Origin of the sequence: uncultured Plantibacter sp. (assembly GCF_963518075.1) — a bacterium.
Taxonomy (GTDB): Bacteria; Actinomycetota; Actinomycetes; order Actinomycetales; family Microbacteriaceae; genus Plantibacter; species Plantibacter flavus_A.
Map to the genome: position 1 here is coordinate 83681 of NZ_CAUQHZ010000007.1, position 23782 is coordinate 107462.

23 protein-coding genes and 1 tRNA gene are annotated in these 23782 nt (G+C 68.5%); 16 read left to right on the top strand and 8 right to left on the bottom strand.

The features are described 5' to 3' along the window. Positions 1-33: 33 nt before the first annotated feature. The 7 genes from RWN05_RS10260 to RWN05_RS10290 are packed head-to-tail and all read left to right on the top strand — an operon-like array spanning position 34 to position 6595. A complete protein-coding gene (locus RWN05_RS10260) occupies positions 34-2964 on the top strand; it encodes a Na+/H+ antiporter subunit A (protein WP_314139439.1) in 2931 nt (976 codons plus the stop codon). After that, a complete protein-coding gene (locus RWN05_RS10265) occupies positions 2961-3440 on the top strand; it encodes a sodium:proton antiporter (protein WP_064296234.1) in 480 nt (159 codons plus the stop codon). The genes RWN05_RS10260 and RWN05_RS10265 overlap by 4 nt, the downstream gene beginning before the upstream one ends. Continuing rightward, the gene (locus RWN05_RS10270) at positions 3437-5005 is read left to right on the top strand and encodes a Na+/H+ antiporter subunit D (RefSeq protein ID WP_079002188.1); all 1569 of its coding nucleotides are present in this window, start codon (positions 3437-3439) and stop codon (positions 5003-5005) included. The genes RWN05_RS10265 and RWN05_RS10270 overlap by 4 nt, the downstream gene beginning before the upstream one ends. After that, the gene (locus tag RWN05_RS10275) at positions 5005-5574 is read left to right on the top strand and encodes a Na+/H+ antiporter subunit E (protein ID WP_314139440.1); all 570 of its coding nucleotides are present in this window, start codon (positions 5005-5007) and stop codon (positions 5572-5574) included. Before RWN05_RS10270 ends, RWN05_RS10275 begins: the two co-directional genes overlap by 1 nt. Further along, positions 5574-5837: a monovalent cation/H+ antiporter complex subunit F gene (locus RWN05_RS10280; RefSeq protein WP_064296237.1), complete on the top strand. Its 264-nt coding sequence runs from the start codon at positions 5574-5576 to the stop codon at positions 5835-5837. The genes RWN05_RS10275 and RWN05_RS10280 overlap by 1 nt, the downstream gene beginning before the upstream one ends. After that, positions 5834-6211, top strand: coding sequence for a monovalent cation/H(+) antiporter subunit G (gene mnhG, locus RWN05_RS10285; RefSeq protein ID WP_064296238.1), 378 nt, complete (start codon positions 5834-5836; stop codon positions 6209-6211). The genes RWN05_RS10280 and mnhG overlap by 4 nt, the downstream gene beginning before the upstream one ends. A 15-nt stretch (positions 6212-6226) precedes the next feature. Beyond that, positions 6227-6595 carry a hypothetical protein gene (locus tag RWN05_RS10290; RefSeq protein ID WP_079002189.1) on the top strand — a complete coding sequence of 123 codons (369 nt, stop codon included), beginning with the start codon at positions 6227-6229 and terminating at the stop codon, positions 6593-6595. Here the strand turns inward: RWN05_RS10290 and RWN05_RS10295 are convergent. Together RWN05_RS10295 and RWN05_RS10300 are read right to left on the bottom strand one after the other, a co-directional pair. Further along, entirely contained in the window at positions 6592-7575 is a 984-nt protein-coding gene (locus RWN05_RS10295; protein WP_121290131.1) for a DNA topoisomerase IB, read from the bottom strand. The two genes, RWN05_RS10290 and RWN05_RS10295, sit on opposite strands and share 4 nt — an antisense overlap. A gap of 63 nt (positions 7576-7638) precedes the next feature. After that, positions 7639-8442, bottom strand: coding sequence for an inositol monophosphatase family protein (locus RWN05_RS10300; protein ID WP_314139441.1), 804 nt, complete (start codon positions 8440-8442; stop codon positions 7639-7641). Positions 8443-8589: 147 nt separating this feature from the next. Here RWN05_RS10300 and RWN05_RS10305 point away from each other — a divergent pair. After that, a tRNA-Lys gene (locus tag RWN05_RS10305) sits at positions 8590-8665 on the top strand. Positions 8666-9048: 383 nt separating this feature from the next. Here RWN05_RS10305 and RWN05_RS10310 read toward each other — a convergent pair. From RWN05_RS10310 to RWN05_RS10320, 3 genes are all read right to left on the bottom strand, one after another. Further along, positions 9049-9618, bottom strand: coding sequence for a hypothetical protein (locus RWN05_RS10310; RefSeq protein ID WP_079002191.1), 570 nt, complete (start codon positions 9616-9618; stop codon positions 9049-9051). A gap of 148 nt (positions 9619-9766) precedes the next feature. After that, on the bottom strand, positions 9767-9955 hold the full coding sequence (locus RWN05_RS10315; protein ID WP_071260933.1) for a hypothetical protein: 189 nt from the start codon (positions 9953-9955) through the stop codon (positions 9767-9769). A 4-nt stretch (positions 9956-9959) separates the two neighbouring features. Next, the gene (locus RWN05_RS10320) at positions 9960-10793 is read right to left on the bottom strand and encodes a sugar phosphate isomerase/epimerase family protein (RefSeq protein WP_314139442.1); all 834 of its coding nucleotides are present in this window, start codon (positions 10791-10793) and stop codon (positions 9960-9962) included. Between the two features lie 57 nt (positions 10794-10850). Here RWN05_RS10320 and otsA point away from each other — a divergent pair, with 57 nt between their 5' ends. From otsA to ilvC, 6 genes are read left to right on the top strand one after another with little or no spacing between them, the layout of a single operon-like run. After that, positions 10851-12434 (top strand): alpha,alpha-trehalose-phosphate synthase (UDP-forming), encoded by a 1584-nt coding sequence (gene otsA / locus RWN05_RS10325; protein ID WP_079002193.1) that lies wholly within the window; start codon positions 10851-10853, stop codon positions 12432-12434. Further along, positions 12431-13252 carry a trehalose-phosphatase gene (gene otsB / locus RWN05_RS10330; RefSeq protein WP_064296245.1) on the top strand — a complete coding sequence of 274 codons (822 nt, stop codon included), beginning with the start codon at positions 12431-12433 and terminating at the stop codon, positions 13250-13252. The genes otsA and otsB overlap by 4 nt, the downstream gene beginning before the upstream one ends. Position 13253: 1 nt before the next feature. Continuing rightward, positions 13254-14948: a dihydroxy-acid dehydratase gene (gene ilvD, locus RWN05_RS10335; RefSeq protein ID WP_064296246.1), complete on the top strand. Its 1695-nt coding sequence runs from the start codon at positions 13254-13256 to the stop codon at positions 14946-14948. A gap of 42 nt (positions 14949-14990) precedes the next feature. Beyond that, on the top strand, positions 14991-16796 hold the full coding sequence (locus RWN05_RS10340) for an acetolactate synthase large subunit (protein WP_064296247.1): 1806 nt from the start codon (positions 14991-14993) through the stop codon (positions 16794-16796). A gap of 2 nt (positions 16797-16798) precedes the next feature. After that, positions 16799-17308: an acetolactate synthase small subunit gene (gene ilvN, locus RWN05_RS10345; RefSeq protein WP_064296248.1), complete on the top strand. Its 510-nt coding sequence runs from the start codon at positions 16799-16801 to the stop codon at positions 17306-17308. Positions 17309-17356: 48 nt separating this feature from the next. After that, positions 17357-18385 (top strand): ketol-acid reductoisomerase, encoded by a 1029-nt coding sequence (gene ilvC / locus RWN05_RS10350; RefSeq protein ID WP_064296249.1) that lies wholly within the window; start codon positions 17357-17359, stop codon positions 18383-18385. An 88-nt stretch (positions 18386-18473) separates the two neighbouring features. Here the strand turns inward: ilvC and RWN05_RS10355 are convergent, their stop codons facing one another. From RWN05_RS10355 to RWN05_RS10365, 3 genes are all read right to left on the bottom strand, one after another. Continuing rightward, entirely contained in the window at positions 18474-19796 is a 1323-nt protein-coding gene (locus RWN05_RS10355) for an alpha-L-fucosidase (protein ID WP_314139443.1), read from the bottom strand. A 109-nt stretch (positions 19797-19905) separates the two neighbouring features. Then, entirely contained in the window at positions 19906-20922 is a 1017-nt protein-coding gene (locus tag RWN05_RS10360) for a Gfo/Idh/MocA family oxidoreductase (RefSeq protein ID WP_314139444.1), read from the bottom strand. Continuing rightward, on the bottom strand, positions 20919-21944 hold the full coding sequence (locus tag RWN05_RS10365) for an N-acetylglucosamine kinase (protein ID WP_167620452.1): 1026 nt from the start codon (positions 21942-21944) through the stop codon (positions 20919-20921). The genes RWN05_RS10360 and RWN05_RS10365 overlap by 4 nt, the downstream gene beginning before the upstream one ends. A 93-nt stretch (positions 21945-22037) precedes the next feature. On the opposite strand from RWN05_RS10365, the gene RWN05_RS10370 reads away from it, so the two are divergent. Beyond that, a complete protein-coding gene (locus RWN05_RS10370; RefSeq protein ID WP_079002196.1) occupies positions 22038-22985 on the top strand; it encodes a MurR/RpiR family transcriptional regulator in 948 nt (315 codons plus the stop codon). Positions 22986-22995: 10 nt separating this feature from the next. After that, complete coding sequence (locus RWN05_RS10375; protein ID WP_314139445.1) at positions 22996-23775, top strand: SIS domain-containing protein; 780 nt, start codon at positions 22996-22998, stop codon at positions 23773-23775. The last annotated feature ends 7 nt before the right edge of the window (positions 23776-23782 follow it).

Below are 23782 nucleotides of genomic sequence, written 5' to 3' on the forward strand. Positions count from 1 at the left end.
AGTCCAGAGGCCGCCACCACCCGGGAGACCTGCATGGCGACAATCCTGCTTGTTTTTGCTGCGATCGCCGTCGCCACGCCCGCACTCACTCGAGTGCTGTCGACGAAGGTCTTCTACGTCATCGCGTGTATGCCCGCGGCGGCATTCGTCTGGACGCTCTTCCAGACCGGAACGGTCACGGCCGGCGGCACGGTCGTCGAGACGATCGAGTGGATCCCGCAACTGAGCATCGCGCTCTCGTTCCGGATGGACACGCTCGCCTGGCTGCTGTCCCTCGTCGTCACCGGCGTCGGTGCCCTCGTATTGCTCTACTGCGGCCGCTACTTCTCGTCGACCGAGCCCGGCCTCGGCCGCTTCGCCGCGCTCCTGTTCGCCTTCGCCGGCACGATGTTCGGCCTCGTGACCGCCGACGACATCATCGTCATGTTCATGTTCTGGGAGATCACGAGTGTGCTCTCCTACCTGCTCATCGGGCACTACACCGATCGCAAGGAGAGTCGCGGTGCCGCGCTCCAGGCGCTCCTGGTGACGACCTTCGGCGGGCTCGTCATGCTCGTGGGCGTCATCATGATCTCCGTGCAGGCGCAGAGCACCTCGCTCGCCTCGATCGTCGAGCAGGGTCTGACCGGCCCCGCGACCACCGTCGCCATCCTCCTCATCCTCGTCGGGGCGATCTCGAAATCCGCGCTCGTGCCGTTCCACTTCTGGCTGCCCGCCGCGATGGCCGCACCGACGCCCGTGAGCGCATACCTGCACGCTGCGGCCATGGTGAAGGCCGGGATCTACCTCGTCGCGAGACTCGCTCCCGGCTACGCCGACACCCCGGGTTGGGACGCGATGCTCGTCGGCCTGGGCGTCCTCACCATGGTCGCCGGTGCCTGGCGGTCGCTGCGTCAGTACGATCTCAAGCTGGTCCTGGCTTACGGAACGGTGAGCCAACTCGGATTCCTCATGGTCATCTCGGGGTACGGCACCCGTGATTCGGCCCTGGCCGCCGTCGCGCTCCTGCTCGCCCACGCCATCTACAAGGCGGCGCTCTTCCTCGTCGTCGGCATCATCGACCACCGCGCTGGGACGCGTGACTGGAGGCACCTGTCCGGTCTCGGGCGTCAGACGCCGGTGCTCGCCGTCATCGCGGCGATCGCGGTCGCGTCGATGGCCGGCATCCCACCGCTCTTCGGGTTCGTCGCGAAGGAGGCCGTCTTCACCTCACTGCTGGAGGGCGCGCTCGAGGGCGACGTGTGGGGTTGGGTCGCGATCATCGGGACGGCCGTCGGTTCCGTGCTGACCGTCGCGTACAGCGCCCGGTTCCTCTGGGGCGCCTTCGGAGACCGGCGCGGCGCCGCGCCGACCGAACTGCATGCCGAATCCGGAACGATCATGATCGCGCCGGGCATCCTCGCCGTCGCGACCATCGCTCTCGGCTTCGCGACGAAGCCCATCGACACGGTGCTCGCGCCCTACGCGGACTCCGTGGGGGAGGGCGACTACCACCTCGCGCTCTGGCACGGCCTCGAGCCGGCGCTCGGCATCTCGGCCGTCGTGGTGCTGCTCGGTCTGCTGATCTTCCGCTGGAGGCTCCCGGTCGCTCGTCTGCAGGACCGCCTGCCACCCCTCGTCGACTCCTCGAAGGGGTACTGGGCGGCGACCCAGGGCATCGACCGGCTCTCCGCGAAGGTCACCCTGTTCGCCCAGCGCGGCGGGCTCGTCCAGTACCTGTCCACCATCCTCGTGGTCTTCGTCCTCACCCTCGGCACGATCGCCCTCCTCGGGCGCGCCTGGCCGAGCGAGATCCGACTGTGGGACTATCCCGCCCAGGTGGCCATCGCATTCATCATGGCGACCGCGGCGATCGCGGCCGCCCGGGCGAAGCAGCGCATGGCCGCCGTGCTGCTCGTCGGCGTCACCGGCTTCGGGCTCGTCGCACTGTTCGCCCTGCACGGTGCTCCCGATCTCGCGCTCACCCAGGCCCTCGTCGAGACGATCACGATCGTGGTGTTCGTCCTCGTGCTCCGCCGACTGCCGGCCAAGATCGCGCAGCGCAACGCCCCGGTCCACCGCGTCCGTCGGGTCGTCATCGGGACGCTGACCGGCCTGGTCATGGGGCTCATCGGGGTCATCGCCCTGGGCGCGCGGCAGGCCGAGAGCATCGCGACCGAGCTGCCACGGCTCGCTGTCGAGGAGGGCCACGGCAAGAACATCGTGAACGTCATGCTCGTGGACATCCGGGCCTGGGACACCATGGGCGAGATCTCCGTGCTCGTCGTGGTGGCCACCGGTATCGCGAGCCTGCTCTTCGTCTCACAGCGGGGTGCCGAGGTCCCGCGCCTCAGCGGTGCGCGTCGTCGACGGATCCCTGGCCTCCGATCCCAGGTCGTGTCGGACCCCCACCTCGCGGACAGCGAGATGGAGGCGCCTCGCGACGCGGTGGGGCGGCACTCATGGCTCATCGGTGGCCGGGCGATCGCCGAGGCGAACCGTTCGATCCTCCTCGAGGTCCTCGTGCGGCTCCTCTTCCACCCGGCGATCGTCGTCTCCGTCTTCCTCCTCTTCGTCGGCCACAACGAGCCGGGCGGCGGCTTCGCCGGTGGTCTGCTCGCCGGCCTCGCGCTCGTGATGCGGTATCTCGCCGGCGGACGCTACGAGCTCGGCGAAGCCGTGCCGATCGACGCGGGCAAGGTGCTCGGCGTCGGGCTGCTGCTCGCGGTGGGGACGGCCGTCGGTTCCCTGTTCTTCGGCGGCGAGGCGCTCCAGTCCGCGTACTTCTCCGCCGACGTCCCGATCCTCGGGCATCTCTCGTTCGGCACGTCCAGCATCTTCGACATCGGCGTCTACCTCGTCGTCGTCGGACTGGCACTCGACATCCTGCGCAGTCTCGGGGCCGAAGTCGACCGTCAACAGGAGGAAGCCGACATCGACGAGCAGAGTACGGACGAGTTCTCGGCGAGTGAGGTCGAGCAATGAGCGCCTCACTGACCCTCGTCGTCCTGATGGCCGTCATGTACGGCACCGGGGTGTACGTCATGCTCGAGCGGAGCCTCACCAGGTTCCTCATCGGGTTCGTGCTCGTCGGTAACGCGACGAACCTGCTCATCCTGATCATGAGCGGCCCGAGCGGCACCGCACCGCTCGTCACGGGCACCGCCTCCGACGAACGCATGGTCGACCCGGTGCCGCAGGTGCTCATGCTCACGGCCATCGTCATCAACTTCGGCGTGACCGCCTTCATCCTGGCGCTCATCTACCGGACCTGGTGGTTGGCGCAGCTCGGCGACGAGGGTGACACCCTCAGCGACGAGCACGCCGACGACACCGAGGCGGCGACGGAGGCGGTCTTCAACCAGGTCGACCTGGACGACGAGGCCATCCAACGGGTCCTCGACGAGAGCAACGAGCACGGCGACGATCGCAAGACGACCAGGAAGGGGGCAGGCGAATGAACGCACTCGTCCCGCTCGTGGTCATGATCCCGTTGATCGGCTCGGCGATCGCGCTCATGTTCCGCAACCGCCGCAAGACGCAGGTGGCGATCAGCGTCATCGCGCTCACCGCGGTGACCGTGATCAGCGCGATCCTGCTCGCGGCCGTCGACCAGAGCGGTACGATCGTCGTCGAGCTCGGCGGCTGGTCCCCGCCGTGGGGCATCGTGCTCGTCGTCGACCGGCTGTCGGCGATCATGCTGCTCGTCGCGGCCCTGATGCTGCTGGGCGTCCTCATCTTCGCCATCGGTCAGGGCATCGTCGACGGCGACCGCGAGACGCCGGTGTCGATCTTCCACCCGACCTACCTGGTCCTAGCGGCCGGGCTGTTCGACGCCTTCGTCGCGGGCGACCTCTTCAACATGTACGTCGGCTTCGAGATGCTCCTCGCATCCAGCTACGTCCTCCTCACCCTGGGCGGAACCGGAGCGCGGATCCGCGCCGGCGTCACGTACATCGTCATCAGCCTCATGTCGTCGCTGCTCTTCGTCGCCGCGATCGCCCTCATCTACGGCGCGACGGGCACGGTGACGATCGCCCTCGTGGCGGACCGCGTGCGCGACCTGCCGATGGAGGTGCAGGCGATCCTCTGCGCCGCACTCCTGCTCGGGTTCGCGGTGAAGGCTGCGGTGTTCCCGCTCTCGTTCTGGCTTCCCGACTCCTACCCGACCGCGCCGGCGCCGGTCACGGCGGTGTTCGCGGGCTTGCTGACGAAGGTGGGTGTGTACGCGATCATCCGGACCGACACGCTCATCTTCAAGGACGTGCCGCTCGCGACACCGCTGATGGTCATCGCCTTCCTGACCCTGCTCATCGGCATCTTCGGCGCGGTCGCCCAGGCCGACATCAAACGATTGTTGTCGTTCACGCTCGTGAGCCACATCGGCTACATGATCTTCGGCATCGCCGTCGGCGGGGTCGCCGGAACCGCCGCGACGATCTACTACATCGTCCACCACATCGTCGTCCAGACCACGCTGTTCCTCACCACCGGTCTCGTCGAGCGGATCGGTGGGACGACCTCCATCTCCCGACTCGGCGGCATCCTGAAGGCCTCGCCGATCGTCGGTGTGCTGTTCTTCATCGGAGCGATGAACCTCGGCGGCATCCCGCCGTTCTCGGGCTTCCTCGGCAAGATCGGGCTGTTCCAGGCGGGTGTCGCCCTGGGCGACCCGCTGTCGTACATCCTCATCGCCGCCGGAGCCGCCACCTCGCTCCTGACCCTCTACGCCCTGGCACGCGTGTGGAACATGGGCTTCTGGCGCGGGAAGGACGAGGTCGCCGGATACTCGTCGCCGTTGCTCGACCAGCTCGCGGAGAGCCCCGAGGACTCGGGCTCGGTCGACACCAAGACCATCTCGCGCCCGATGATCGGTGCCACGACCGGCATGGTCGCGTTGACCCTCGCCCTCACGGTCTTCGCGGGGCCGCTCTTCGGACTGGCCACGCGCGCGGCGGAGAACATCGAGGACCCGGACAACTACATCACCGCGGTCTTCCCCGACGGAACGGAGCACCTGAAGTAATGCAACCGTCACGTCGTCGCGCACTGTTCAGCCAGGCCCTCCTCCTGGCCGGACTCATCCTGCTCTGGTGTCTCCTCTGGGGGATGTTCGACCTGCTCACCCTCGTGACCGGCCTCGGGGTCGCGTTGCTGGTGTCGTTCCTGTTCTACCTGCCGGCCGTCGAGCTGAGCGGCCGCATCAACCTCTGGCGGACCGCGATCTTCCTGGGCAAGCTCCTCGTCGACATCGTGCGGGCGAGTGCGGAGATCGCGTGGCTCGTCCTCAAGCCGAGGTTCTGGTCCAGCAACGCGGTGATCGCGGTCCGCCTGCGGACGACCTCCGACCTCATCATGAGCTGGACGGCCGAGGCGGTCTCGATCGTCCCGGGCTCGATCGTGGTCGACCTCGACCGCACGGCCTCGACGCTCTACCTGCACGCGCTCAACGTGCACGACGACGCCGACATCGACGCGGTCGTCGCCGAGGTCCTCGGGACGGAGCGACGGCTCATCCTCGCGATCGGTTCCCGCGCCGAGGCGGACGCCCTCCGCCACGACCATGACCACGTCTCGATCGGAAGGGGGCAGTGATGCTCGTCGTGATCATCATCGTCTCCGTGCTGTTCGGTGCCGCGGCCCTCGCGGCGGTCTACCGGATCATCCGCGGGCCGAGCCTGCTCGACCGCGTGATCGCCTCCGACGTGCTCGTCGCCACCGTCATGTGCGCGATCGGGGCCGAGATGGCGATCAACCGTCACACGGACGGCCTGCCGGTCCTCCTGGCGCTCGCGATGTTCGCGATCGTCGGCTCGGTCAGCGTCGCACGGTTCATGTCGAAGCAGGACGACGCATGACCGGCGAGCTGATCCGCGACATCGTCACCGGGGCACTCGTGCTCGTCGGGGCGATCATGTGCTTCGCCGCCGGTGTCGGCCTGCTGCGCTTCCCCGACGTGTTGTCCCGTCTGCACGCGGCGACCAAACCGCAGATCCTCGGGCTCATCGCGATCATGGCGGACGTCGCCGTCTCGAGCCCGACGGTCGGGACCATCACGATCGCGATCGCGATCATCGTGTTCCAGAGCCTCACCGCGCCGATCTCCGCACACATGGTCGCCCGGGCGGCCTACCGCAGCGGCAACTTCGACGAGGCCGTCCTCGTCCGCGACGAGCTCGCGGGACGCGAAGAACTCGGCGAGGAACGACATCCCGGCCACACGCCCGAATAGCGGCACAATATCCCCATGGGAATGCTCATCTACGGGTCCGGCGACGAGTACGAGATCGAAGACCGCGCGCTCGCGCACCTGAAGGCCGTCATCGGTGCGAAGCTGCGCCGACAGGAGAGCTTCTTCCTCAGCTGGGCGAACGATCCCGAGCACGGTTCCGGACGACGCTCGCTGTGGTTGTCCCCGAGCATCCCGCTGCAGTTCCGCTTCTTCGGGAGCCGCCCGCCGGAACTCAACCGTGCGTGGCTCGAGGTCCTCTCGGATTCATCGCACACCCCCCGAGGGCTGCAGCTCATCCCGGAGTCCGAGGTCGAGGGGTACCTCGCGGGGAACGGAGCGCCGCGCGACGCGGGCGCCGAGTCCCACGACCAGGATCACGGCTAGGACGGGTCGTCCGTCCCCACGAGCAGGACGCGCAGCGCCGTCTCCGGTGAGCCGCGACCGTCCGGTGGGATCGTCTCGCCGTGCGTGTAGCGATCGACGACCCGCGGGTCGACGTAGCTGGACTTCGCGATCGCCGGGGTGTTGCCGAGGACCGCTGCGGCGTCACGCATGGCCTGTGCGAGCGCCTTCGAGCGTGCCGTCTTGGTCTGCACGGGTCCGGTCTTCGCCAGGCTCTCCGCAGCCGCGACGGTGCCGTGCAAGGTCCGGAAGTCCTTCGCGGTGAATTCACCGTTCGTCTGTGCCCGGACGTAGTCGTTGATCTGGCTCGCCTGGAGGTGCCGCCACCGGTTCCCGTCCTTCCAGGCCAGGAGGCGGGCGTGCGGTCCGCGGCGCTTCAAGGAGCGGATGAGTGAGGCCAGGTCGGCGTCGACGATGTCGGACTCCCAGGGCTGTCCGCTCTTCGCCGGGAACTTCAGTGCGACGGTGTCGCCGCTCACGCGAGCGTGCGCGCCCTCGAGGGTCGACAGGCCGTGACTCCCGTTCGCCTCCGCGTACTGCTCTCCGCCCACGCGGAGGGAGCCCGTGTCGAGCATGCGGAAGGCGCCGGCCGACACCCGTGCGAGCGGGTACCCCTCGAGCCGAAGGTCCCGGGTGACCCGACCTCGCGCGGCCGGGAGGGCCTCGGCGAGGGCCAGGGCGCGGTCGAACTTGCTCCGGTCCTGACGCTCGCGCCACGACGGGTGGTACAGGTACTGCCGGCGACCGGCCGCGTCGATACCGGTCGCCTGGATGTGCCCGTTGGCATAAGGAGTGATCCAGACGTCGTTCCAGGCTGGAGGGACCACCAGACCGTCGATCCGGGCTCGGATCTCCTGATCGTCGAGGAGCGAACCGTCCGGCAACCGGTAGCTGAAGCCGCGCCCGGACCGAACCCGTCGGATGCCCTGGCCGTTCACGTCGCTGCGCCTCAGTCGTACCATCCGCCCAGCGTACGACGCCCTCGGATCCCGGTCGGCGGGCTTGCGCCGCGCCGTGCGCTCATGTCAGCCGACTGGCGGCAGCTCGGCGAGGAAGGCGTCGTGCAGGCGCCCGTTCGTCGCGAGGGAGCTCCGTGTGGAGATGGTCTCGATGCCGTCGATGTCCGTGAAGCGACCGCCGGCCTCGAGGACGATCGGCACGTGGGCGCCCAGGTCGTACTCCTGCACGCCGAATTCGGCCACGGCGTCGATCGAGCCTTCGGCGAGCAGCATGTAGGGCCACATGTCACCGATGGCCCGATCGCGCCACAGGGAGCCGCACAGGGCCAGCAGCTGCGGGATCCGCCCGACCGAGGCCCACTGCGCGATGCTCTGGAAACTGAAGGACGCGTCGGCGAGGTCGGAGACCCCCGAGACGGACAGTCGGCGAGGGGTGGTCTCGCCGAACCGGACGCCCCACGCGCCGTGTCCGATGGCGCCCCACCAGCGAGCGTGCATGGCGGGTGCGCTGACGACGCCGACGACCGGGACGCCGTCGACGGCGAGGGAGATGAGTGTCGCCCAGTTCGAGACGCCGCGGAGGAAGTTCGCCGTCCCGTCGATCGGGTCGATGATCCACTGTCGATCCGTCGGGCCCTGCGCGCCGTACTCCTCGCCGAACACGCCGTCGTCCGGGCGCTCGGTCTCGAGGATGCCGCGGATGGCGCGTTCGACGGCGAGGTCGGCGTCGGTGACGTGCGAGCGGTCCGGCTTGGTGGAGACGTCGAGGTCGCGTGCCTCGAAGCGGCCCATGGCGATGCGGTCGGCCGCGTCGGCGAGCCGGAGCGCGAGATCGAGGTCGGCGGGGGAGACGGTCACGGGTTCGGTCACCCCTCCAGGATAGGGTCGCGCGGGCCTGATCGGACGACGCCCGAAAGGCAGGAGACGTGCCTCCGCGACACGCCGACGGGCTCGATTTCGCACCCGGGCCAGTTGGGTGCTAGTGTCATATCTCGGTTCGGAACACTCCGAAACCACGCACCTCTAGCTCAATTGGCAGAGCAACTGACTCTTAATCAGTGGGTTCCCGGTTCAAGTCCGGGGGGGTGCACCACACCGGCAACGGCCTCGTCTTCGGACGGGGCCGTTCTGCATTGCGGTTGGGCTCGTGTTCGAGCATTCGGCTCGACGAAGCGCTCCGGTAGCGTTTCGCGACAGCTCCCGTCCGATTCGCGTCATCGGGCCGGTGTGGGGCTCAGGCATGAGACCCTGGAAGGGTCGGCAGCATGGCGGGATCGGGTCCTGCCGCTGCCGACGGAAGCCTCCGCGTGGTCACCCCACCGTGCGGAGCAGAGCGACGGTCGGGCATTCGTGCCCACCAGCGCCGTGACGCCTCATCGATTCGGGTTCGATGAGGCGTCATGCCCGCTCAGGGGTCCGGTACGACGAAACGGCCGCCCACCGGAGTGGACGGCCGTTGTCGACGTGCTTCGTTGCTCAGGCGACCGAGCTGCGGCGCGCCGGCACCGGGTTGACGAGGCTCGCGTCGATGAACTCGGGCTCGGCCCAGACGGTGATGGGGTAGTGCTGCGGCTCGAGGAGGGTCCGCTCGACGAGCGTCGGCTCGGTGTCGTCAGCCGCAGCCTCGGGGTGGTCGTCACCAGCCTGCGCCTCGGACGGGGCGTCGACCGTCTCGGTGATGGCGGCGGGTTCCTCGGCGACGGGCGGCTCGGTGACCTCGAGGGACCCGACCTCGTCGGCGGCGTCGACCGCGGACTCCTCCTGACCGCGTGACCAAAGGCGCCATCCACGCGCCGGAGCGGCCTCGGCACGGACCGTCACCGCTGCCTGCTCGAGGTCGATGTCCGTCGCGATCTCGTGGGCGAGCTGCTGGGCGTAGACCTCGTGGAAGATCTCGTCGCCGGAGCTCGGGGTGCGGCGCGACAGCACCCAGGCGCCGTTGGCACCGAGTTCGCTCGCCAGTCGTGCGTGGACGAGGTCGAACAGCTGCTTCTCGGACAGCTTCGATGCGGAGACTGGTGCTGCGTGGCGTCGGCGACCGAACATGGCGGGCCCTTCATCGAAAGCGGATCATCCGTGAGGCTGGACTGGCTTCATTGTCGATCACGAGGCGCGGAACGACGCGGAGACACGCGGATGACCGCCCCAATTCTCGGGTTTCCCGCGCGGTCGTGGTAACGCGTCCGGCGCGACCTCAGCGGCCGATCTCAGCCTGCTTGCTGTCCTCGAGCACCGAGCTGATCGCGAGGGCGAGCGAGATGCCCCAGCTCACCCAGAGGAGGGCGAGCTTCCAGTCCCGCGGTCCCTGGCGGGTCGCCTGGAGGGCGGAGATGCCGCCGAAGACCGTGGAGATCATGCTGCCGTTGAAGAGGAATTTTCGCATGTCTTCACGCTAGCCGGTAGGGGAGGCCCCCCGCATCCGGGCTTTCCTTCGGGTTCTCGCCTGTGCTAGCGAACGCACGCTTCGCGAAGGCCAGTGAGGCCCGCAGCTGGGCGAGGCGGAGCGTGTCGCCGCCGGTCGCGGGCAGGTGCACCTCCGCCACGATGCTTCCCGACCAGTCCGCCGCGCGCAGCAGCTCGAGGACCTCGGCGACCGGCTGCTCACCGGCGCCCGGGAGGAGGTGCTCGTCGAGGAAGGCACCCCGCGGCGACGGCGCGGTCCCGTCGCACAGGTGCACGTGTCGGAGGCGGTCGCCGTAGCGGGTCGCGATCTCGAGCGAGTCCTCACCCGCGAGGGCCGCGTGGGAGAAGTCGAGCGTCAGGGCGGCGCAGGCGAGTGGGGCCGGGTCGTACCCGAAGGCGAACGGCTGCACGCGGAGCCCGCGGCTCTGGAAGCACGCCATGTTCTCGACGGCCAGCTCGAGGCCGTGCGTCTCGGTCAACTCCGCGACGAGGTCGACGAAGGCGTGCGCGTAGCGCCGCTGCCAGCGGAACGGCGGGTGCACGACCACGGTCGACGCCCCGACGGCGGCGGCGAGCTCCGCCGAGCGCCGGAGCTTCTCCCGATGGTCACGGCCCCAGACGAACGCGGTCCGGGTCAGGACCGGCGCGTGGATGGAGAGGATGTCCAGCCCGGTCTCGGCGGCGAGGGCGCGGAGCGCGTTGGCGTCCTGCGTCACGCGGTCCTGGGTGACCATGACCTCGACACCGTCGTAGCCGGCTTCGGCGGCCAACTCGAACGCGCGCCGGGTTCCCAGCGGGTAGACGCAGGACGTGCTCATGCCATGGCGGATCATCAGCGCAAGCATATGCTCGCCGTCTGAACACGCGGTTTCGCCATGCGGAACGCTGCTAGCCTGAACAGCGAACCCGAGTACCCCGGGAGGGCCATCATCACCAGATATTCCGCGCCTGACGGCGGATCAGCGTCGACCTTCGACTTCATCGTGGTATCCAACCGGCTGCCGGTCGACCGCGTCGTCGACGCAGACGGTGCCGAGAGCTGGCGGACTTCACCCGGTGGACTCGTGACCGCCCTCGAACCCGTCATGCGCGGTGCCGACGGCGCATGGATCGGATGGGCCGGCTCGGCCGACCTCGAGATCGAGCCGTTCGACAACGACGAGATGTGGATCATCCCGGTCCCGCTGTCTGAAGACGAGATCGCCCGCTATTACGAGGGCTTCTCGAACGACACCATCTGGCCGCTCTACCACGACGTCATCGCTCCGCCGAGTTACCACCGCGAGTGGTGGGACTCCTACGTCGCCGTGAACCGACGGTTCGCTGAGGCGGCCGCGGCGGCCGCGTCCGACGGTGCCACGGTGTGGGTGCAGGACTACCAGCTGCAGCTCGTGCCCAAGATCCTGCGTGAACTGCGACCCGACCTCACGATCGGGTTCTTCAACCACATCCCGTTCCCCGCCTACGGCATCTACTCGCAGCTCCCGTGGCGACGCCAGATCATCGAGGGACTGCTCGGCGCCGACGTCATCGGCTTCCAGCGCGTCGCGGACGCGGGCAACTTCTCCCGGGCGGTCCGCCGCCTGTTCGGGTACGAGACGAAGGGGGCCGCGATCCAGGTCCCACTCGACGCGGCCCTCGTGTCGGTCACGACGGACGCCGCACCGGCCGCCTCGAAGCGCGGCGCCCCGTACCGCACGGTGATCGCCCGGCACTTCCCGATCTCGATCGACAGCAAGGGGTACCAGGCCCTCGCGCAGCGCCCCGACATCATCGCCCGTGCCAAGCAGATCCGCGAGGAGCTCGGCAACCCGGAGACGATCATGCTCGGCGTCGACCGTCTCGACTACACGAAGGGCATCGGGCACCGACTCAAGGCCTTCGGCGAACTCCTCGCACAGGGCAAGCTCGCGGTCGAGGACGTCACGCTCGTCCAGGTCGCGAGCCCCAGCCGCGAGCGCGTCGAGACGTACCGCCAGCTCCGCGACGACATCGAACAGACGGTCGGCCGGATCAACGGCGACTTCGGCACCATCGGCCACACCGCGATCCAGTATCTGCACCACGGGTACCCCCGTGAGGAGATGGCCGCGCTCTACCTCGCCGCCGACGTCATGCTCGTCACGGCCCTGCGCGACGGCATGAACCTGGTCGCGAAGGAGTACGTCGCCGCTCGCTACGACAACGACGGCGTGCTCGTCCTGAGCGAGTTCGCCGGCGCGTCCGACGAACTGAAGCAGGCCCTCAAGATCAACCCGCACGACATCGAGGGGATGAAGTCGGCGATCCTCCAGGCCGTGCACATGACGAAGGCCGAGCGTGGTCGTCGCATGCGGGCGCTGCGCAAGCGCGTCATGGAGTACGACGTCGCGCGGTGGTCGGCGTCCTTCCTCGACGAGTTGCAGCGCGTACGCGACCAGTCACCGACCATCGAGCAGGGGAGCACCACCCAGTCATGAGCACCACCGACGAGCCCACCGACACCCTCGGGGGGCTTCCCCTCGGACTGCGTGCGGAACTCCGCCGCCTGGCCGACGTCCCGAAGCTCCTGGTGGCCCTGGACTTCGACGGCACGCTGGCCCCGGAGGTCGACGACCCGGATCAGGCGCGCGCGCTGCCCGCGGCCCGCAAGGCCGTGTTGGCGCTGATGGACCTGCCCGGGACGCGTGTCGCACTCGTGTCCGGGCGCGCGATCGACAGTCTCGTGGCGGTGGCCGAGCTGCCCGACCACGCCCTGTTCGCCGGCTCGCACGGCGTCGAGATCCGGCTCGACAACCCCGACGACGCCCTCGCCCTCGACGACGAGGAACGCGAACAGCGGGAGACCCTCCAACGGATCCTCCAGGACGTCGCGGAGGGTTACGATAATGTCTGGATCGAGCGGAAGCCGGCAGGGTTCGCCCTGCACACGAGGCTCGCCAGTGAAGAAGACTCCAGGATCGCCCACCTCGAAGCACTCGCCCACACCAAGGACGAGTTCGGCGCCCTGACGGTTCGAGAGGGCAAGAACGTCCTCGAGTTCTCGCTCAGGAGCGCGACCAAGGGCGAAGCCGTCGAACACCTCCGGCGGTACACCAAAGCAGATGCCGTGTTCTACGCGGGCGACGACGTCACGGACGAGGACGCGTTCGGCGCACTCGGCCCCGGCGACCTCGGGGTGAAGAGCGGTGCCGGCGTGACCGCCGCCGACTTCAGGGTCGAAGGACCCTCGGAGATCGCGCGCGTCCTCGGCATGCTCGCGGAATATCGAAGCAACAAGGAAGCCGTAGACTCTTAAAATGCCAGAGATCGACATCAAACCACGCAGTCGTGCCGTCACCGACGGGATCGAGGCGACCACTTCGCGCGGCATGCTCCGCGCCGTCGGCATGGGCGACGAGGACTGGGACAAGCCCCAGATCGGCATCGCGAGCTCGTGGAACGAGATCACCCCCTGCAACCTCTCGCTCGACCGCCTTGCACAGGGGGCCAAGGAGGGCGTGCACTCGGGCGGGGGATACCCGCTGCAGTTCGGCACCATCTCCGTCTCCGACGGCATCTCGATGGGCCACGAGGGCATGCACTTCTCGCTCGTCTCACGCGAGGTCATCGCCGACAGCGTCGAGACCGTGGTCATGGCCGAGCGCCTCGACGGCACGGTTCTGCTCGCCGGCTGCGACAAGTCGCTGCCGGGCATGCTCATGGCGGCCGCACGACTCGACCTCTCCTCGGTCTTCCTCTACGCCGGATCGATCGCGCCGGGTTGGGTCAAGCTCTCCGACGGCACCGAGAAGGAGGTCACGATCATCGACTCCTTCGAAGCGGTCGGGGCCTGCAAGGCCGGCAACATGAGCGAAGAGGACCTCAAGCGCATCGAGTGCGCCATCGCCCCTGGCGAGGGTGCGTGCGGCGGGATGTACACGGCCAACACGATGGCGTCGGTCGCCGAGGCGCTCGGGATGAGCCTCCCGGGTTCGGCTTCGCCGCCCTCGGCCGATCGCCGTCGCGACTACTTCGCGCACCGTTCGGGCGAAGCCGTGGTCAACATGCTCCGACTCGGCATCACCGCGCGAGACATCCTGACGAAGGAGGCGTTCGAGAACGCCATCGCCGTCGCGATGGCCTTCGGCGGATCGACGAACGTGGTCCTGCATCTGCTCGCGATCGCCCGCGAGGCCGAGGTCGACCTCACGCTCGACGACTTCAACCGCATCGGCGACAAGGTGCCGCACATCGGCGACCTGAAGCCGTTCGGCCAGTACGTCATGAACGACGTCGACCGTCACGGCGGCGTCCCCGTCGTCATGAAGGCGCTGCTCGACGCCGGTCTGCTGCACGGCGACTGCCTCACCGTCACCGGCAAGACCGTCGCCGAGAACCTCGCCGACATCAACCCCGACCCGATCGACGGCACGGTCATCCGCACGCTCGACAACCCGATCCACGCGACCGGCGGCATCACGATCCTCAAGGGGTCGTTCGCGCCCGAGGGCGCCGTCGTGAAGACGGCCGGATTCGACGCCGAGGTCTTCGAAGGACCCGCGCGGGTCTTCGAACGTGAGCGCGGTGCCATGGACGCACTCACCGAGGGCAAGATCAACAAGGGCGACGTCGTCATCATCCGCTACGAGGGCCCGAAGGGCGGACCGGGGATGCGCGAGATGCTCGCGATCACGGCCGCCATCAAGGGCGCCGGACTCGGCAAGGATGTACTACTGTTGACGGACGGTCGATTCTCAGGCGGCACAACCGGACTGTGCATCGGCCACATAGCACCCGAAGCGGTCGACGCAGGTCCGATCGCCTTCGTGCGCGATGGTGATCTGATACGGGTCGATATCGCTGGCCGCTCGCTCGACCTACTCGTCGACGAAGCAGAGCTGGAAGCCCGCCGCGACGGCTGGGCGCCTCTTCCCCCGCGCTATACCCGTGGCGTTCTCGCAAAGTACTCTCGTCTCGTGCACTCCGCAGCGGAGGGCGCGATCACGGGATAACCGAGCATCTCGTTCGTGCATCTCATCGCTGAAGGAATTATCATGCCCACGGAATCCCAACCCGTGCCTCATCCCAGAACACCTGCGGCCCCGGCCGCACCGGAGATCCTGACGGGAGCCCAGGCGATCGTCCGATCGCTCGAGCTCCTCGGGGTCACCGACATCTTCGGTCTGCCCGGCGGCGCGATCCTGCCGACCTACGACCCGCTGATGGACTCGACGAAGCTCCGTCACATCCTGGTCCGACACGAGCAGGGCGCCGGCCACGCGGCGGAAGGATACGCCGCCGCCGGTGGCGGGATCGGCGTGTGCATCGCGACGTCGGGCCCCGGCGCGACGAACCTCGTCACCGCCATCGCCGACGCCTACATGGACTCGGTGCCGATGGTCGCGATCACCGGTCAGGTGTTCTCGACCCTCATGGGCACTGACGCGTTCCAGGAAGCGGACATCGTCGGCATCACCATGCCGATCACGAAGCACTCCTTCCTCGTCAAGACACCGGAGGAGGTCCCGGCGGCCATCGCCGCGGCCTACGAGATCGCGGGTACCGGCCGTCCCGGACCGGTGCTGGTCGACATCACGAAGGACGCCCAGCAGGCCGAGGCGCCGTTCATCTGGCCGCCGAAGGTCGACCTGCCCGGCTACCGTCCGGTGACGAAGGCGCACGGCAAGCAGATCCAGGCCGCTGCGCAGCTGCTCGTCAACGCTAAGAAGCCGGTGCTGTACGTCGGTGGCGGCGTGATCCGCTCCAAGGCCTCCGAGGAACTGCTCGCGCTGGCGGAGGCGACCGGGGCTCCGGTGGTGACGACGCTCATGGCTCGCGGGGCGTTCCCCGACTCGCACACGCAGCACCTCGGCATGCCCGGCATGCACGGCACCGTCCCGGCAGTGCTCGCGCTGCAGGAGGCCGACCTGCTCGTGTCGCTCGGTGCCCGGTTCGACGACCGCGTGACCGGCAAGGCCTCGCTCTTCGCGCCGAACGCCAAGGTCGTCCACGTTGATGTCGACCCGGCGGAGATCTCGAAGATCCGCATCGCGGACGTCCCCATCGTGGGCGACGCGAAGGACGTCATCGTCGATCTCCAGTCGGCGTTCGAGTCGGCCGCCCGCGAGGTCACCCCCGACATCGCCGAGTGGTGGTCCTACCTCGACGGCCTCCGCGAGGAGTTCCCGCTGGGCTACGCCGAGCCGACCGACGGTCTGCTCTCGCCACAGCACGTGATCTCCCGCATCGGCGAGATCACCGGGCCGGAGGGCGTCTTCGCGTCGGGCGTCGGCCAGCACCAGATGTGGGCGGCGCAGTTCATCAAGTACGAGCGTCCGAACTCCTGGTTGAACTCTGGTGGTGCCGGGACCATGGGCTACTCCGTCCCAGCGGCCATGGGCGCCAAGGTGGCCCAGCCCGATCGCCACGTGTGGGCGATCGACGGCGACGGCTGTTTCCAGATGACCAACCAGGAGCTCGCGACCTGCACGATCAACAACATCCCGATCAAGGTCGCGATCATCAACAACTCCTCACTGGGCATGGTCCGACAGTGGCAGACGCTCTTCTACGACGGTCGGTACTCGAACACCGACCTGAACACCGGGCACGACACCATCCGCGTCCCCGACTTCGTCAAGCTGGCCGAGGCCTACGGTTGCCTCGCGATCCGCGTGACGAAGGAGGAGGAGGTCGACGCCGCCATCAAGCTCGCCCTGGAGACGAACGACCGTCCGGTCGTCATCGACTTCGTGGTGAGTGCGGACGCGATGGTGTGGCCGATGGTGCCGCAGGGTGTCAGCAACAGCTACGTCCAGTACGCCAAGGACCACAGTCCGTCGTTCGATGAGGAGGCCTGAGCATGAGCAGCCACGTCCTGAGCCTCCTCGTCGAGGACAAGCCCGGTCTGTTGACCCGCGTCGCCGGGTTGTTCGCCCGCCGGGGCTTCAACATCGAGAGCCTCGCGGTCGGCCACAGCGAGATCGAGGGCCTGTCCCGGATCACGGTCGTCGTCGACGTCGAGGAGCTTCCGCTCGAGCAGGTGACGAAGCAGCTGAACAAGCTCATCAACGTCATCAAGATCGTCGAGCTGGATCCGGCGCAGTCCGTCCAGCGCGAGCACCTGCTCATCAAGGTCCGCGTCGACAACTCCACCCGTTCCCAGGTGCTGGAAGCCGTCAACCTGTTCCGGGCCCGCGTCGTCGACGTGGCGACCGACGCCCTCGTGATCGAGGTCACGGGCGACTCCGGGAAGACGACCGCGCTCCTCAAGGTGCTCGAGCCCTACGGCATCAAGGAGATCGCCCAATCGGGTCTCCTCGCCATCGGGCGCGGCTCGAAGTCCATCACCGAACGCGTCTTCAAGAACTAGTCGCATCTGCGACGTATTGCGAAACCACAACCAAGGAGAGAACCACCAGTGACTGAGATTTTCTACGACCAGGACGCAGACCTGTCGCTCATCCAGGGCAAGAAGGTTGCCGTTATCGGCTACGGCTCGCAGGGCCACGCACACGCGCTCAACCTCCGCGACTCCGGTGTCGAGGTCGTCGTCGGCCTGAAGGACGGCTCGAAGTCGATCGCCAAGGCCGAGGAGCAGGGCTTCACCGTCAAGAACGTCGCCGACGCCTCCGCATGGGCCGACGTCATCGTCATCCTCGCTCCGGACCAGCACCAGCGCACGATCTTCGCCGAGTCCATCAAGGACCAGCTCGCTCCGGGCAAGGCGCTCGTCTTCGGCCACGGCTTCAACATCCGCTTCGGCTACATCGAGGCTCCCGAGGGCGTCGACATCTTCATGGTCGCCCCGAAGGGACCGGGCCACACCGTCCGTCGCGAGTACGAGGCCGGCCGTGGCGTCCCCGTCATCGTCGCCGTCGAGAAGGACGAGACCGGTGGCGCCTGGGCGCTCGCCTGGTCCTACGCCAAGGCGATCGGCGGCCTCCGTGCCGGCGGCATCAAGACCACCTTCACCGAGGAGACCGAGACCGACCTCTTCGGCGAGCAGGCCGTCCTGTGCGGTGGTGTCTCGCAGCTGATCCAGTACGGCTTCGAAACCCTCACCGAGGCCGGGTACCAGCCGCAGATCGCCTACTTCGAGGTGCTCCACGAGCTGAAGCTCATCGTCGACCTCATCTGGGAGGGTGGCATCGCCAAGCAGCGTTGGAGCGTCTCCGACACGGCTGAGTACGGCGACTACGTCTCCGGCCCGCGTGTCATCGACCCGAGCGTCAAGACCAACATGCAGGCGGTCCTCAAGGACATCCAGGACGGCACCTTCGCCAAGCGCTTCATCGACGACCAGGACGCCGGCGCGCCCGAGTTCCTCGAGCTGCGCAAGAAGGGTGAGGACCACCCGATCGAGGCCACCGGTCGCGAGCTGCGCAAGCTCTTCGCGTGGAACGCCTCGAACGACGACGACTACGTCGACGGCAGCGTCGCCCGCTAGTCTCCGCTCGTCCAGCCGCTCAGCGGCGCCGAGTCGGAACGCCCGCCCCGATCCGTCGGGGCGGGCGTTCCGTCGTCTGCGGAAGACCTCAGGCTGTCGTCGCTCCGATCGTGCCGGGCTCGAGGAAGATCTCGATGACCGGGATCGGGGTGTCGGGTTCACCGATCGGCAGGTGCAGGGTCACCGTGTCGGGACCGAGTCCCTTCGGTTGGGTGTGCTGGTTCGGCAGGTCGTGCTCCGGGCGATGCACCTGGAAGGGCACCTCGGAGCCGTCCGACAACAGCTGGGCGTAGCGCACCCGGCCGCCGAGACCGGGCAGGTGCAGGTGCACGAACGGCCAGGCGAAGACGTGCACGTACAGCCGGTCGCCCCGTTGCGTGTACCGGACGTCGGTCGGACTGCTGAACGCCGACGGGCCGCATCCTCGGATCGCCCGCTCGTGGAGCGCGAACCAGTCGGCGAGAACGTCGAGTCGTTCGATCGCGCGCGGATCGATCGTCCCGCGCGCGGTCGGTCCGATGTTCAGCAGCATGTTGCCGTTCTTCGAGACCGAATCGATGAGCATCCGCAGGAGCAACTCCGGCGACTTGTAGTCGAGGTTGTCGCGGTCGTACCCCCAGCTGCCGTTCAGGGTCTGGCAGGCCTCCCACCGGAGGGGGTCGCCGTCGGGACCGACCGGCGTCACCACGGGCTGATACTGCTCCGGGGTGGTGACGTCGCCCGGGAGTTCGAGGCGGTCGTTGATGAGGATCTCCGGCTGCAGCCCGCGGATCATCTCGACGAGTTCCTCGGAGCCCCAGTCGGCGGCGCCCTTGCCCGGCAGGCCTTCGATGCCCTGCGAGTAGCTGAAGTCGAAGAAGAGGTAGTCGATCGGGCCGTAACCGGTGAGCAGCTCGCGCACCTGGCCGTGCAGATAGTCGCGATAGCGGGACCAGTCCCGGTCGGCGTTCGCGGCGAGCGCCTCGGCGTCCTCGCGTCGCGGGTGGATGCCGTCGACCGTGAAATCGGGGTGATGCCAGTCGATGAGCGAGTGGTAGAAGCCGATCCGGAGTCCCTCGGCGCGGAACGCCTCCACGAACTCCGCCACGAGGTCACGGCCGGCGGGCGTGTGCGTGGACGTGAAGTCGGTGAGCGCCGAGTCCCACAGGCAGAAGCCGTCGTGGTGCTTCGTCGTGAGGACCGCGTACCGGAAGCCGGCCGCCCTGGCCTGCTTGGCCCAGGAGCGGGGGTCGAACCGGTCGGGGTCGAAGTGTTCGCGGTAGCGCTCGTAGTGTTCGGCCGAGAGGCGCTCCCGCGTCTGCACCCACTCGTGGCGTGCGGGGAGGGCGTAGAGGCCCCAGTGCAGGAACAGTCCGAATCTCGCCTCGTCGAACCAGGCGGTGTCGGGTCTGGGGATGGTGGTCTCGGTCACGGCGGCCCTTCGATCGTCGAGTGGGTTCACGGCGGTGCGGGGGCAGGCTAACACGAAAGGTCGGATGTCTGCTGTCTCGTGGACCGGTGTGGTCGGGCCAGCGGACTTGCTATGTGTCGGTGGTTGGAACGTCGTTGGATTCGGAGAACTGCACGGGTATGCCGGTGTCCAATGACGCCTTCGCCGCCAACGCGACGGTCAGGGCCGCGAGGGCGCTCCGGCCGGTCACCCGGAACGGTTGGACGTCTCGATCGACGCAGTCGAGGAAGGAGGCCATCTGCCGTCGGTAGGGATCGGTCTCGTCGAGGCCGACGAAGCCGTGCGCGGCGGCCGACCCGAGCGCGTCGATCGCGAGCGGCGGTGTGTGGGTCGGGGACGCGCCGACGAATCGGTGGGCGATGAGCCCGGTGCTGCCGAGCACCTCGATGGCCGAGCTGAAGCCGAAGGCCGGCGGGAGCTCCATGGAGGTGAGGACACGCCCGATGCCGCCGTCGGCGTAGTCGACGGTCGTCTCGATGGGGCGACCGGTGCCGGTGCGGCGTGCTGACACGGATCGCGGCTGGCCGAGGACCTGGTTCAATTGGTCGAAGTCGTGGATCGCGAAGTCGACGAGGGGGCCGCCGGAGCGTCGCTCGTCCTGCCACCACGGTGACGGGGCGGTAGGGGAGCTCAGCCGTTCGGCCGTGACGGCGAGGGGTGTGCCGACGGCGCCGGCGCGCACCGCGTCGTCGATCGCCTCGTACCCGCCGAAGAACCGGACGACGTGCGCGACCATGAATATCCGGTCGGACGCGTCGGCGGTGCGCAGGATCGCGTGGGCGTCGGCGAGCGTCAGGGCGATCGGTTTCTCCAGCAGGACGTGTTTGCCGGCACGGAGCGCGCTGACGGCGAGGTCACGATGGGTGTCGGTCGGCGTGCAGATGAGGACGATGCCCACGGAGGCATCGAGGAACACCTCGTCGACCGAGGTGGTGAGTCGTGCTGCCGGTGCCTCCGGCATGGCTCTCGGCGACCGGGCCGAGCACAGGTAGGCGATCCGGTCCGCTGCACCGAGTCCGGCGAGCGCGCGGACGTGCGCCAGTCCCATGGCACCGGTGCCGATGACGGCGATCCGGTCCGCCGTCACCGCGTCGCCCCTGCGGCTAGGTCCTCGCGCAGGCGGCTGAGGGTCGCGTCGTCGACGTCCCCGCCCAGCATTCTGATGCCCAGGGCGGCGGCTCCGACGAGGCCGTCGGCGACCGGGACGAGTCGGGCCCCGGCGGCAGCCGATGACAGGCGCTCCGCGGCGGAGGGGACGGACGGGAGGAGTCCGTCGACGAGCACGCTGCCGCCGACGACGAGCGTGCGCTCTCGGTGGTCGGGACCCGGAGCCAGCACCCGTTCGACGAGGACGGCCAAACGGTCCACGGCAGCGTCGAGGATGGACCGCGCGACCTCGTCGTCCGCGGCTTGGAAGGCGAGCGGCGCCAGGCGGGCGATGGCGATGGGGGGACCGTCGTTCACCGAGCGGATGAGTGTGTCGAGTACCGGGGACCGGCGGTGGTCGGCGCCACCGGATGAGGACGGGTCCGGAGTGGACCCGATCGCCTGGGAGAGCAGCCGGGTGAGGCCCGTGCGGGGTCCGATGCCGTCGAGATCGGCGGCGACCGCGCGGATCACGCGTCGGGCGATCCAGAATCCGGAGCCGCCATCACCGAGGAGCCAGCCGGCGCCGCCCACCTCTCGGACGACCAGACGGTCCCTGATCCGTCCCGCGACGCTCCCGGTCCCCGCGACGAGTACGACGCCGTCCGGCGACGCCGAGCCGGAGCCGTACATGCCGAGCAGATCCGGCTCGATGACGACCGGTCCGAGTCCGAGCGGTACGAGGTGCGCGTCCAGGGCGCGGCGGTAGGCGTCGGACACCTGCCCCGCCTGCGTGATCACCACGAGCGACCCGGACGGGAGAGGCGACATGGACGTCGTCGTCCTGGCCAGGTCGAGCGCGGCACGAGCTGCGAGCGCGATCTGCGTGGCGGCGCTGTCCACGCCGGACGAGGTCGGATTCCCGCCGCCCGCCCGACCGGAACCGAGGCGACGTCCGGAGGCGTCGACGAGCACCGCCCGGGACGAGGTGCCGCCGGCGTCGACCGCCAGAGTTGTTTTCATGGTCGTCATCATCTCGAAACATGTTGCCGTGGGCCACAACGTACTGTAAGAATCAGTTTCGCGTCACTCCAACGAAGGAGAAAAGGAATTTCCATGACTGTTTCCATCCGCACCGACCCACCGGTCGAGCACGCCACCGGCGTGACCAACCGGATTCGGTCGCGGATGCCGGAGATGTCCGGGGTCATGCTGCGTATCGCGGACTATCTGTTGGAGAACCCCGACGCCCCCCTGACCCTCACGATCGGTGAACTCGCCGCCGATTCGGGCGTCTCAGCGGCGACCATCACCCGCTTCTGCCGGATCATCGGATACACCGGCTACGCGCCGTTCCGGGTCGACCTCGCCAAGGACTTCGGTCGCAGCACCGCTCGCGACTCCTGGCAGACCGACATCGGCCGGGCGTTCGGTCCCGACGACTCGGCGCCGGACGTCCTGAGCACGCTGCTCAACGCGCACACGCGGACGCTGCGGGAGACCGCCGACGTGATCGACCTCGAGGTCATGCTCGAGATCGCCGCAGCCATCGCGCGCAGCCGGAACGTCGACATCTACGGTGTGGGCGGCAGCGCGATGCTCGCCGACGAGATGCAGGCCAGGCTGTACCGGATCGGCATCAGCACGCACGCCTGGTCGGAGGTCCACGCGGGCCTCACGAGCGCTGCGATCCAGGGCCCCGACTCGGTCGCCCTGGGGATCAGCAACACCGGGCGCACCGAGGAGACCATCCAGATGCTCCGCCAGGCGGGTCGCGCGGGCGCGCTCACCGTGGCGATCAGCAACAACCCGGACTCCCCGCTCGTCGCCGCGTCGACCCTGGCCATCATCACCTCGGCCCACGAACGGTTCCTGCAGCCCGACGACCTCTCCGCCAAGCACGGTCAGCTGTTCGTCCTGGATCTGTTGTACCTGTTCGTCGCGCAGCAGAACTTCGAGCGCACGACCAAGCGCCTCGCGGCCTCCGCCCTCGCGGTCGCCCCGCACCGCCGACCGACCAAGGCCGGCGCCCTGTCCGAGACTGCTTCGCCCGTGGGCGTCTGAGAGGAACCGAATGAGCACCACATCCACCACGAACTGGACCGATCACGTCGATCGCTACACCGACGAGGTGACCTCGCGCCTCGCGGACATCACCCGGGCGGCGCGGTCCGGCGAACTCGACCCCGCGATCGACCTGCTGGTCGCGGCCCTCGAGCGCGGAGCGGTCATCCAGGCGTTCGGCACCGGCCACTCGGAGGCGTTCGCGATGGAGATCGCCGGACGCGCCGGGGGACTGATCCCGACGAACAAGATCGCGCTGCGGGACGTCGTCCTCCGCGGCGCACGGTCCGTCGACGACCTCGGTGGTGCCGCGCTGGAGCGCAGCGGCGATGTCGCAGCGGAGCTCTTCGCGATCTCTCCGGTGGGGGAGGGTGACGTGTTCATCATCGCGTCGAACTCCGGCGTCAACGGGTCGATCGTGGGACTCGCCCTGATCGCCAAGGAACACGGCCACCCCGTCATCGCCGTGACCTCGCTCGAGCACACCTCGCGCGTCGAGCCGAAGCACCCGAGCGGGCTGCGGCTCTCCGAGGTGGCCGACGTGGTGCTCGACAACCGTGCTCCGTTCGGTGACGCGACCATCGAGGTCCAGGACGGCGTCCCGGTCGGCGCGGTGTCCTCGATCACGGCGGCCTACCTCGCGCAGCTCCTCACCATCGGCGTCGCGGCGAGGATCGCGGACACCGGCGAGACCCCACCGCTCTACATCTCGGCCAACATCCCGGGCGGCGACGAGCACAACAGTGTGCTCGAGGACCGCTACCGAGGCCGGATCAGACGTGACGCCTGAACCCGAG